This is a genomic window from Spirosoma arcticum (assembly GCF_054779955.1).
Genome location: NZ_BAAGXG010000007.1, coordinates 233,739 through 246,021 on the forward strand (window position 1 = coordinate 233,739; position 12,283 = coordinate 246,021).

The 12,283-nt window shown below is 53.9% G+C and carries 7 protein-coding genes and 1 tRNA gene; 3 read left to right on the forward strand and 5 right to left on the reverse strand.

Annotation, left to right across the window (positions count from 1 at the left end):
* Window positions 1-81 precede the first annotated feature (81 nt).
* From ACYVHB_RS17735 to ACYVHB_RS17745, 3 genes are all read right to left on the reverse strand, one after another.
* Window positions 82-1,476 carry a bifunctional UDP-3-O-[3-hydroxymyristoyl] N-acetylglucosamine deacetylase/3-hydroxyacyl-ACP dehydratase gene (locus tag ACYVHB_RS17735; RefSeq protein ID WP_461053108.1) on the reverse strand — a complete coding sequence of 465 codons (1,395 nt, stop codon included), beginning with the start codon at window positions 1,474-1,476 and terminating at the stop codon, window positions 82-84.
* A gap of 35 nt (window positions 1,477-1,511) precedes the next feature.
* A complete protein-coding gene (gene lpxD, locus ACYVHB_RS17740) occupies window positions 1,512-2,540 on the reverse strand; it encodes a UDP-3-O-(3-hydroxymyristoyl)glucosamine N-acyltransferase (RefSeq protein ID WP_461053109.1) in 1,029 nt (342 codons plus the stop codon).
* A gap of 177 nt (window positions 2,541-2,717) precedes the next feature.
* Window positions 2,718-3,971, reverse strand: coding sequence for an HD domain-containing protein (locus tag ACYVHB_RS17745; protein WP_461053110.1), 1,254 nt, complete (start codon window positions 3,969-3,971; stop codon window positions 2,718-2,720).
* A 126-nt stretch (window positions 3,972-4,097) separates the two neighbouring features.
* Here ACYVHB_RS17745 and ACYVHB_RS17750 point away from each other — a divergent pair.
* Window positions 4,098-4,171: transfer RNA gene (locus ACYVHB_RS17750), tRNA-Ile, on the forward strand.
* 70 nt (window positions 4,172-4,241) lie between these two features.
* Here the strand turns inward: ACYVHB_RS17750 and ACYVHB_RS17755 are convergent.
* Window positions 4,242-7,664: a DUF7133 domain-containing protein gene (locus ACYVHB_RS17755; protein ID WP_461053111.1), complete on the reverse strand. Its 3,423-nt coding sequence runs from the start codon at window positions 7,662-7,664 to the stop codon at window positions 4,242-4,244.
* Between the two features lie 154 nt (window positions 7,665-7,818).
* Here ACYVHB_RS17755 and ACYVHB_RS17760 point away from each other — a divergent pair, with 154 nt between their 5' ends.
* Window positions 7,819-8,682: a sugar phosphate isomerase/epimerase family protein gene (locus ACYVHB_RS17760; RefSeq protein ID WP_461053112.1), complete on the forward strand. Its 864-nt coding sequence runs from the start codon at window positions 7,819-7,821 to the stop codon at window positions 8,680-8,682.
* Between the two features lie 55 nt (window positions 8,683-8,737).
* Window positions 8,738-10,783 (forward strand): S9 family peptidase, encoded by a 2,046-nt coding sequence (locus ACYVHB_RS17765; protein WP_461053113.1) that lies wholly within the window; start codon window positions 8,738-8,740, stop codon window positions 10,781-10,783.
* 82 nt (window positions 10,784-10,865) lie between these two features.
* On the opposite strand, the gene ACYVHB_RS17770 is transcribed toward ACYVHB_RS17765, so the two are convergent.
* Complete coding sequence (locus ACYVHB_RS17770; protein ID WP_461053114.1) at window positions 10,866-12,278, reverse strand: Gfo/Idh/MocA family protein; 1,413 nt, start codon at window positions 12,276-12,278, stop codon at window positions 10,866-10,868.
* Window positions 12,279-12,283 lie beyond the last annotated feature (5 nt).

Sequence of the window (12,283 nt, forward strand, 5' to 3'; positions counted from 1 at the left end):
GATAATGAGTAATGAACAATGGATAATGAATAAAAAAGGGTATGAGCAGTCCTGCATTATCCATTATTCATTGTTCATTATTCATTTTTTCTTAACCAGACTGGCAATCATATCGGCTTCGCAAACTAAGTGGTCGTTGACGTAACCCTGACCCTGCATTTTCACAATACCGCGTTTCATGGGCGATGTGAACTTGCACTTAAAGATTACGGTGTCGCCCGGCAGAACGTTGCGCCGGAACCGGCAGTTCTCAATACCGACCAGAAACGGCCAGTAGTTTTCGGGGTCAGGAACGGTGCTTAGGACCAGAATACCACCCGTTTGCGCCATCGCTTCGAGTTGCATAACGCCCGGCATAACGGGATTGCCCGGAAAGTGACCCGCAAAAAACGGTTCATTCATCGTCACGTTCTTGATACCAACCACGCTATTCTCGTCCAGCGCAATGATCTTGTCAATCATCTGAAACGGGTAGCGATGGGGCAGCAACTGCGAAATCCGGTTAATATCCAGCACGGGGGGCTGCTTCGGGTCATACTGTGGCACCTGATTGGCCGCGTTCTTCTGGATCAGTTTCTTAATCTTTTTAGCAAACGCCACGTTGGCCGCGTGACCGGGCCGGGCCGCCAGAATCTGCGCTTTTAGGGGTCGACCAATCAGCGCGAGGTCCCCCACCATGTCGAGCAGTTTGTGGCGGGCCATCTCGTTGGGGTAGTGCAGTTCGAGATTATTCAGAATGCCATAATCTTTATTGACGCTTACTTTAGGCTTGTGAAGCAGGTCAGCTAAATAGTCCAGTTCGCCCTCTTTCACTTCCCGGTCCACAATAACGATGGCGTTGGTCAGGTCGCCCCCTTTTATCAGGTTCTGCTTATACAAGGCCTCCAACTCGTGCAGAAACACAAATGTGCGGCAGTTGGCAATCTGCTCGGGAAACAGACTAATGTCGTTCAGGTAGGCGTGCTGACTGCTGATAACTCGCGAATTATAATCGACCATCACCGTCAGGCGGTAGTCATTGAGCGGCAGCGCGGCCAGTTCAATATCTTTCTCAGGATTACGAAAATGAACGTACTCGTTGACCTCGAAGTAATTACGCGTGGCGTTCTGCTCGTCGATACCCGCGTCGCGCAGCGCGTCGATAAATTGAATCGAGGAGCCATCCATAATGGGTGGTTCTGGTCCGTCCAGTTGAATCAGGACATTGTCGATCTGCAAACCAACCAAGGCCGCCAGCGTATGCTCTACGGTATGGATTCGTGCCCCACTTTGCTCAATGGTCGTGCCGCGCGACAGATCGACTACGTTGTCAACATCGGCATCCACAATGGGGCTTCCCGGCAGGTCAATACGCTGAAATTTATAACCGTGATTGGTAGGTGCAGGCAGGAAGGTCATCGTTGCCGAAACGCCCGTGTGCAACCCCACACCCGACACCGAAACGGCCTTCTGAATAGTCTGTTGTTTTGTATTCATCAATTACTGGATTCGTAACGGCAAGCGGCTACAAATTACTTCTCTGTTTTCTTCTCTAACTCATCTAACCGACGTTCCAGTTCGGGTAACCGCCGAAACACAGTTTGTGACCGCATATTGTCTCGCATGGGAAAAGCCGTTGATCCGTTCAGCGACTGCCCCTCTTCCTTCACCGATTTGCCAACGCCCGACTGCGCCCCCACTTTGGTGCCGTTGGCAATGGTCAGGTGACCGGCAAAACCGACCTGACCGCCAATGATGCAGTTCTCACCGATCTTGGTCGAACCCGCAATGCCCGTCTGAGCCGCCACGACCGTGTGCCGACCAATTTCAACGTTGTGACCAATCTGAACCAGGTTATCTAACTTGACACCCTGCCGAATAATCGTGGAACCCATTGTGGCACAGTCGATTGTTGTGCCCGCGCCCACGTTCACGAAATCTTCGAGGATAACATTACCCAACTGCGGAATCGTCTTGTATGTGCCGTCGTTTTGGGGTGCAAAGCCAAATCCTTCGCTGCCGATCACGGCACCCGGATGGACGACGCAATTATGACCAATGGTGCAGTTACTGAGAATACGGACGCCCGGCTGGAGAATGGTGTTGTCCCCGATTCTGACGTTATCACCGATATAAACGTGGGGATAAATCTTAACGTTATTACCAATGCGGCAGTTGCGGCCGACGTAAGAAAACGCCCCCCGGTACACCTGTTCACCAATCTGTGTTCCCTCGCCGAGGTAGTTAGGCTGCTCTACGCCCACACGGGCAAAACTGATCTGCTGGTGGTATTCTTCGAGCAGACGGGTGAAGGCGGAATAGGAGTTTTCTACAAAAATCAGAGCTGACGGCACCGGCTTTTGCGGCTTGAACGATTGGTTGACGATTACCGCCGAAGCCTGTGTCGTGTAAAGAAAAGGCTCGTATTTCGGATTCGCCAGAAACGAAATGTCACCCGGTTTGCCGTCCTCTATCTTCGACAAGCTGCTGATTGTCAGTGATTCATTGCCAGCTACTTCACCCTCCAGCAGCGTGGCAATCTGCTTGACTGTTAACTCCATATACGTATGAGGACCGTCGAGAAACGCCCGGTTCTGGCGGACATTTGGGCCGCTAAGGTAGCTAACAAATTGCACTTTTTGGGTAAGACAGAGCCGAAATAGTCCATCAGTTGACCAGTTGGTTAGTGGATGAGTTGGTGAGTTAGCCAGTATAGTACGCGCCAGCCACTGACCAACTCACTGACTTACCGACTGGCCAACTGAGAGTCCTTTGGCCCAGCAAATGTAGTACCGGCGCACGATGTTGGTCAGCACCTGAATGTTGGACAGGTCCGACGCATCAGCGATGTCGATAATTTTTCCGGATTTCAGTTTGATGTTGATGCGCTCTTCCGATGGCAAATAAGCCGCGTTGGTTGCCTGCCCTTCCACCAGAAAGTAGGACAAGTCTTCGTCTGGCAGACCCGCCTGACGCAGTTGTCCGGCCAGTTCATCGACCAGCGCCCCAGCAAACGGCTCCGTCGACAGCATGATTTTAAACAGCCGCCGGTCGAGCAACATCTGGCAGAGCGTTGCAAGTACCGAATCATTGTGCAGTGCCCATTGCTTAATGCAGGCCCATACGTCATAATCATCCAACTGCGTGAACGCCTTCAGGTAGGTGTCATTCATACGAAATTCGGCTAATGAAATACTTTCCGATAAAAACAGCCGGAATGTATCCGGCGCAAAAAGGGGCGTGTTCTGGCCAATCAGAAACCGCGCCCGGCGCAGAATCTGAATCAGCATCGACTCGCAGCAGATGGACGTTTTGTGCAGGTACACCTGCCAGTACATAAGCCGACGGGCGTTTAGGAAGTTCTCGATACTCAGCACCCCTTTGGCTTCTACTACCAACTGATTATCGGCCAAATCAAGCATTTTAATGATGCGCTCCGCCCCAATGGTCCCCTCGGCCACGCCCGTGTAGTAGCCGTCGCGGTTGAGGTAATCCATGCGGTCCATATCCAATTGGCTGGACGTAAGCTGGTGAAAAAACGGCCGTTCGTAACTCCCGTCGAACATACGGATGGCCAGTGACAGCCGCCCGCCAAACTGCCGGTTCAACTCGTGCATCAATAGCAGCGAAATTTCCTCGTGCGGTACGTTGTTGAGCAGGCAGCACTCCAGCACGTGCGAAAACGGGCCGTGCCCAATGTCGTGTAGCAGAATGGCAATTTGGGCAGCTTCGCACTCGGCATCAGTGATGAAATGGCCTTTGCTTTGGAGCGTTTGCATGGCCTGTCCCATCAGGTGCATGGCCCCCAACGCATGATGGAAGCGCGTATGCAGCGCACCCGGATACACATACTCCGACAAACCCAGCTGCTTGATTCGCCGGAGCCGCTGAAAGTACGGATGCTCCACCAGATCGAACAGCAACTCCGTCGGAATAGTGATAAATCCGTAAACGGGATCGTTGAGAATCTTCTTTTTGTTGGGTGCTGGCATGAAACAAAGGTATTTGACAGGATTACAGGATTAACAGGATTATGAGTTGAAAATCCTGTTAATCCTATAATCCTGTCAAAAATTTTGTAAATTTGTGCTGTCGAATCTGAGCAACCAATCGATGAAGGGCTTGTAACTCAGTTGGTTAGAGTGCCTGACTCATAATCAGTAAGTCCCTGGTTCGAGTCCAGGCTGGCCCACAAATTGAAAGCGTCCCCCAACCAATGAGTTAGGGGACGCTTTTACCGTTTAACAGGCCCGTTACGCTTTCTAATTATCTTCTTTGAGCGTGGCCAGAAAGCCCACGACATCCCGGATTTCGCGTTTCGTCAGCAGGTACTTCATTTCGGGCATACCGGAAGGCGAATTGGTCCGCTTCGCAATCTGATCTTTCGGGATGGTGTTAGCTTTATCACCCACCTTTACTGATATAGCCCCGTCGGTTTCCTCCTCCAAAATACCGGCCACTGTTTTACCGTTCTTCAGTTTTACCTCAACGGTTCCAAATCCCGGTGCTAAGCGGGCGCTTGGATTGATGACAGACTCCAGCAATTGCTCGCGCGTAAGTCGGTTCGCTATCCCGTTCAGGCGGGGACCCGCGTTCCCGCCCTGGTCATTGTAGGCGTGACATCGGATGCACTGCGCCGTTTGGTGCCGGAAAAAGATTCGTCGGCCCAGGGCGGGTTCTCCGCCTACTAAACTACCCTTAAACGAAGCTGCCAATTCATCCGGCGATAGCTTGCTGCTGATGGTTTTGTAACGGGCCAGTAGTTGCGGAGAACGGCTGCTGTCAACGGCTTCCTCCAGTTCCAGGTGCAGCTCCGGCGGCAGCTTGCCAGTCTCCATGTCCGTCAATAACTGGTCGAACGACTTCTGCGTAGCGCTGACCGGCAATTTCCCCAGCGTTACCAAGGCGGCCTGCTTTTCTTCGGTCGTCTTGGAGTTAATGACGGTCGTGAGCAGTCGCACCATCACGTCTTTGGGCATGTCCGTTTTTCCCAGCAGATCCAACCCTGCAACCCGCACACTTTTCTCCTCGTCAGCGAGCGCTGTTTCAATAGCTTTGCCCAGTTGGCTATCATTCAGCGAAGCTAATCCCCGCAAAGCGGCTACCCGCACAATGGCGTCTTTGTCGGTCGTTAACCGGGTAAGTAAATGCGTCGACGCCTGCCCCAGGTTGAGTTTGACAATGGATTTGATCGCGCTCAGCCGCAATGCCTGTTCGGGATGGGTTGAGAGTTTGATATATGTATCTTGAGTCTTGTTTGTAACCAGTGCGGGGTCTCGTTCGATCACCCCCCGGTAACGCCCATCGACGCGGTCCAGCACCGATGGCTTCGACCAGGTGCTGAGCGCTTCCATTGCTTCGGCCCGCATCGCTACCGGGCGACCTTCCTGCTGCGCGTAGCTGACCAGCGTTTGCATCGCTTCCGGGGTTCCTACCCGCAGATTGGCGTTGATGACCCGCCGAAGCAGGGCTTCGTTCGTAAACTGCGTCGTTTGAAGCAGCGCACCCAAAGCGGGCAAGGCATCGGGAATGGACAGGTCGTCGTTGATAGCGCGGGCCGCTTCGGTCACCACAAATTCATCGGAGTCAGCCAGGAAATTTTTGATTCCCGGATGGCTCATGCGCCGGAGCGCCACGACGGCGGCAATCCGCACGGCCCGCGAGGAATGGCGGGCCAGCGCTACTACCGGCTCGGGGTTGCCAATTCGGGCCAAGGCTAAGCTACCGGCATGACGAATGTAGGCGTCCTCGTCGTTGTTGGCTTCGAGCAACTGAATAATGGGTTGGATAGCCGGTTCGTAATCAATCCGGCCGAGCGCTTCGGCCGCGAAGAAACGGCCCCGGCTGTTGGCATCTTTCAGCAAGGGAATCAGCGCAGCGCCAGCCTCTTTGTACCGAATATCGCCCAACCATTTGGCCGCCTGCGCCCGAATTTCGGGGTCGGCATCCGTTAGCAGGGGCAACAGCAATTTGGCGTATTGCTTGTCCTGACGCGCTAACTGGCTGATACCCCAAATGCCATGAACTCGGGCTAACTGGTTGGCCGTTTGTCCGATTGCTGCGGTGAAGACGGTGGCTCCTTTTGCGCCCCGCTTGGCCAGTTCGAACTGCGCTTTCTGGCGCACCCGCATGTCCGGGTTTTTAAGCAACTCACCCAGCGCCGTTTCTCCGCGCTTGCTCATGTTCTCGGCAAGCAGGGTTTTGGTACGCAGGCGGTCGGCTCCGGCAGCCCCAGCCTTGTCGTCTAATTTCCAGATGCGGCCGTAATCTTTGGCATCCCAGCCGTTGATCCAGTCGGCTACGTACAGCGCACCGTCCGGCCCAAACTCGATGCCGGTGGCCAGTACATTGCTCAAAATTTTCTTTTGTTCGCCCAATTCAAACGAAGCGCCTTTGGGCTTTAATTTGAAAGCATGGATACCCGAACGGGCGGGGTTACCCACGAATTCGGCTAAGAAAAACATGTTCTTATACTGCGGACTCAAGGCCGTTCCCGGATTGTAGCGCATACCGGCGGGGCCACTCACGAAGTTGGCAATGGTCGGGGTAATGTACGCGGCCTGCCCCTCGAAGCGGGGTTTGTACATCTGCTCGTCCATCCAAACTTTGTACGTATTGTTGTCTGGGTCGCGGTATTTGCCGTACTGCCAGTTGCTGCGCCAGCCGGTGTCCGAGCCGTTGACAATATATACCAGCCGTTCTTTTTCGCCGGGATGGTCGCCATCGTTGTCTTCGCTGATGAGGTTACCGTATTCATCGAATACAAACTCGTGGGTATTGCGGACTCCGTGGGCAAACACTTCAAAGTCGCTCCCGTCTGGGTTAGACCGAACGATGACGCCACTGTTGGGGTGGGGCCATTTTTGTCCATCCGGTCCTTTGCCATTGAAGCCAATGTCGCCAATCTGCCAGTAAATTTTACCGTCCGGCCCCATCTCCAGACCCGACATACCATGACCACCGAAGCCCACGTGAACCCCGTACCCGTGTGATATGGACGTTTTCTCGTCCGCAATGCCGTCACCGTTTTTATCGCGCATCCGCCACAGATCGGGCGCAACAGCCACGAACAGATCGTCGCCGTTGATCATAACGCCCCCCGCCACGTCGGTAACTTCGTCGTGGAAATCATCCACCACCAACTGAGACTGGTCTGCCACGCCGTCGCCGGAGGTGTCTTCCAGCCGGAACACATTCTCTTTTTCGACGGTCATATCGCGCCAGTCGTGCGAACCATCGCCGTTGAGGTCTTTGAGCCAATCGTTTTTGGAGCTGTTCTCCGGCGACAGAACCCGGTGCAGAAAAGCCCGTTTGTCTTCGATGGATTGCAGCCGGTTCGATTCGATTTCCCAGTCGGCATGGCTGCGGATGTCAAATTCCGAGTTCTTCTGTCGGTTCGTCCGGGTGTAGTACAACCGGCCTTTGTCATCCATATCAATCGCGATTGGATCAGCCACGAGCGAATCGACGCCCCACAAACTCAGGCTAAGGCCGTCGGCTAATTTGGGCGTCACGGTTGCTTCAATGGCTTTAGCCATCTGCGCGGCTTTTTCGGGTGTCAGACGTTTTATTCGCCGATCAATAGGGTCTTTCTCAATCTGGTATCCTGCCAAACACAAGGTAGCCGCCAAGCCACCAAGCCAGAAAATTCGTTTTGCCGGTAAAATTTTGCTGTTCTTTTTCATGCTTAAATCACCGTTAAGTACTCCATACCACCTCGGCTATAGCTGTAAACAAACTCACTCGGTAATCCTACCTGTTGTTGTAGGTCAATGTTACAATTGTCAGTAGAAAATGGGCAATAATCGTCTTAATGATTCACACAAACCGGTATTATCAATGACAACCCGAAGATCGTTTCTAAAAAAGGCCGGTGGCTCTGTAGCCCTGGCCACCGTGCAACCGGCCGTCGCGTTGAATGCTGCCCCGAAAACCGGCAAACCGGTGGGTGAAGATCTGTTTAAGCTGGGCATAGCCGGGTATAGTTTTGTCCATTTCAAGCTGGATCAGGCGCTCGACATGATGAAGAAAACCGACGTGCATTACTTGTGCATTAAGGATTTCCACCTGCCTTACGCCAGCACCGCCGAACAAATCAGCGCGTTTCATGAAACGCTGAAACAAGCCAACGTCACGGGCTACGCCGTCGGGCCGATTTATATGAAAACCACTGAGGAGATCGACAAGGGCTTTGATTATGCCCGTCGTGTGGGGGTAAAACTCATTGTTGGTGTTCCTAATGAGGAGCTTTTACCTTACGTGGATAAAAAAGTAAAGGAGTTCGATATGCGGTACGCGATTCATATCCACGGACCTGATATTAAGCTGTGGCCCAACGCGACATCGGTCATGAATGCGGTCAAAAATCTGGACTCGCGCGTTGGCCTCTGCTTCGATATGGGTCATGATACACGCTACGGTGACGACGCCCTCGCCGACATGGAAAAGTATGCCAAACGTATTTTCGACATTCACCTCAAAAACGTTACGGCGGCCTCTAAAGAAGGCAAAACGTGCGAGTTGGGCCGGGGCGTCATCGACGTACCCGCTTTCGTCAATGTTCTGCGCAAAGTGAAGTACGATGGCTGCTGTAGTTTAGAGTACGAAAAAGACATGAAAGACCCCCTGGCGGGCATTGCCGAATCCATCGGTTACTTCAAAGGCGTTTGCGACACGGGAAAAGCAGGCAAGCGGAAAGCGTAGCCGGACATGTGTTCCTTTTCTGTTTACCTTACTGGCGAACATTTGATTAAAGCGTATGTACAACCTACAAGTCATCGGACTTTGCCTGTTGACCGGCCTGACGTTCGCCCAAAATGGCGGGCAGACAGCCGCGCCGGAGACCCGCAGAGAAATTGGCAACTTAGTCGTCGAAAACATTCCGGCCCTGCCCGCCGACCTGCTCGAACGCGTTGAGCAGTACCAGAACGTGCGCGGAGCGTCGTTTGCCGACTGGGACCGCGACAACAAAGGCTTGTTTATTTCGACCCGCTTCGCCGACGTGCCGCAGATTCACCACGTAGCCGCACCGGGAGCCGACCGGCGGCAGATTACGTTTTTCAAAGAACCGCTCGGTAATGTGTCAGTCTGCCCCGATAAAGCGCAGAACGGCTTCGTTTACAGCCGCGACAATGGCGGTAATGAAAACTACCAGATTTACTTTTTCACCCTCGCCGATGGCCGTTCGCAGCTCCTGACCGATGGCAAAAGCCGCAACCAGTTTCAGGGCTGGAACCGGGCTGGTACGCAACTGGTATTCATGAGCAACCAGCGCAATGGGGCCGACCTCGACCTGTTTCTGCTCGATTTCAAACCGGGCAGCAAACCGGTGTCGCTGGCCGAACTCAAAGGTGGTGGCTGGAGCGTATCCGATTGGTCGGCGGATGGCAAGCAGATGGTTCTGGAAAACTACAAGTCGATTAATGAAAGCGAACTGTACCGCTTCGACGTAGCCACGCGCAAAATGGAGCGGTTGCACCCAACCGACACACCGATTAGCTACAGCGGAGTAAACTTTACCCCCGATGGCAAAGGCCTTTTCTTAGTCTCAGACGAAGGCACCGAGTTCCAGACGCTGCGTTATTTTGACTTGGCCACGGGGAAACAGACGCCACTTACCGCGTCGATTCCCTGGGACGTGGAGCAAGTGGATATAAGCCGCGACGGGTCGAAACTCGTGTTCGCCACCAACGAGGGCGGTTTCTCGAAACTCTACGTGCTGGATACCAAAACGAAGCAATATAAGCTCGCGCCAAATGTGCCAAAGGGCGTTTTGGGTGGCTTCAAACTAACCGACGACGGGCGACGCTTAGCCATGAGTTTCCTTACGGCCACATCGAGTAGTGACGTGTTTGTAATGGACCTGTCCGGGCCGCGTTCGGCCACGAACGCCCTGACCCGCTGGACGAGCAGCGAGGTGGGTGGCCTGAACCCGGCGAATTTTGTGGAGCCGACGCTATTTGTGGAGCCGACGCTAATTGACTACCCAACCTTCGATCAGATGAATGGCAAGCCCCGGATGATTCCGGCCTTAGTGTACCGGCCTAAAAACAAACCGACAGGCAAAACGCCCGTGCTGCTCAGCATTCACGGCGGGCCGGAAGGGCAGTCGTTGCCTAACTTCAGTCCGTTAATAAATTTGCTGGTCAACGAGTTAGGCATTGCGGTGATCGTACCGAACGTGCGTGGCTCAACGGGCTACGGCAAAACATACGTTAAGCTCGACAACGGCCCCAAGCGGGAGGATTCAGTGAAAGACATTGGTTCACTACTCGACTGGATTGCCAAACAGCCGGATTTAGACGCCGGGCGGGTTGGCGTGATCGGCGGATCGTACGGCGGCTACATGTGCTTAGCCACGATGACCAACTACAACGACCGAATGCGCTGCGGCATTGACCTGTTCGGGATCGGCAATTTCACGACGTTCCTCAAAAACACCAGTGCTTACCGCGCTGACCTCCGCCGGGCCGAGTACGGCGATGAGCGCGACCCGGCCATGCAAGCCGTGTTTGAGAAAATCTCGCCGATCAACAAAATCAAAAATATCACGAAGCCGATGCTGGTCTATCAGGGCAAAAACGACCCGCGTGTGCCCCTTTCCGAATCGGAACAGATGGTGGCGGGCCTGAAACAGCAGGGAAACACCGTTTGGTACATTATGGCCAAAGATGAAGGGCACAGCCTTGCCAAAAAAGCCAACCGCGATTACACGTACGGCGCCATGATGCTGTTTCTGCGGGATAATTTACTCAACGGATCAAGCAAACAAAGCAACGGCTCACCAACCGGCGGGGGCAAGTGATAGCTCAGAGGGACTCATAGCAAGAATCGCCCGCTACTTCTACAACGTAGCGGGCGATTCTTGCTATGACTTACGACTCTTTTTACAACGAATACCCGCCGTTGTACTGCCGTTTCACAAACTGATTGGCGTAATCGTAGTTGGTAATCTTCATGGTGTCGCCGTCCCACAGAAGCTTTTTGCGGCCGGTGAATTTGCCATCTTCGCGGGCTAAATAGGAGCGCGTGGCTAAATTACCCATCAGCACGGTCTCAGTTAATGGGCCGGACTGCTCGAACGAGGAGGATGTATAGGCACCATAATCTTGCTTGCAGGCCTTAACCCACTGCTGCTGATGACCTTCAGTTTTGCCTTCAACGAGCGGCTTCTTGGGCGCAGGCAGTTCTTTCCCAGCCGCTTTGCCGACGTTCAGAATTTTGGGGTCATTACCAAACAGTCCGCCTGTAAGCATCCCTTTAGTGCCGATGAATAACATCCCGCCGTTAACGTCCCGGAAAACATCGCTGTACTCGACACCTTCGGGCAGTTGGGGCCGGATACCCCCGTCGAACCACGAAAATTTGATGTCTTTCACTTTCCGATCATCCGACGGAAACGTCAGGTGAATGGCCGACGAAGGCGGACATACGTCGTCGTAATAGGCTTCCTTGAAAAAATCGGCGTAGACCGAGCCAACGCTGCACTCGACCGATGTGGGGTATTTGAGGTTGAGGGCGCGGAACGGCACATCCATGAAGTGGCAGCCCATATCGCCGAGCGCCCCCGTGCCAAAGTCCCAGTAGCCACGCCAACGGGTGGGCATATAAGCCTCGTGGTAGTCGCGGTTAGGGGCCGTGCCCAGAAACAGCGGCCAGTTTACCTCCGCCGGAACGGGCTGCGATTCACCTTTATCCTTGGGCGACCGAACGCCCTGTGGCCAAACGGGGCGGTTGGTCCAGCAATAAACCGTGTGAACGGAACCGATAAGTTTATCCTGAATGGCGGTTTCGATGATGCGCGTAGCATCGCCCGAACTACCCTGATTACCCATCTGCGTCACGACTTTGTACTTGCGGGCGGCTTCGGTCAGCATCCGCGCTTCGTAAATATCGTGCGTCAGTGGTTTCTCGACGTAAACGTGTTTGCCGAGTTGCATGGCCGCCATCGCAATGGGCGCGTGCATGTGGTCGGGGGTGCTGATGATAACCGCGTCGAACGTTTTGCCCGCCTTGTCGAACAGCTCGCGGTAATCCTGAAAGTAGGGCGCATTGGGGAACTGGGCGCGGTACTTTTTGGCCTGCCGGTCATCGACGTCGCAGAGAGCGACGATGTTGTCGGAGCCGCTATTGTACGCCAATCCGATGTTGACATCAGCTTTGCCGCCACAGCCCACGGCCACCATGTTGAGCTTGTCGGACGGGGCCACGAAGCCTTTGCCCAGCACGTGGCGCGGCACGATATAAAAAGCAGCAGCGGTCAGGGCACTGCTTTGGAGAAATTTGCGACGAGAGAACATCTTAA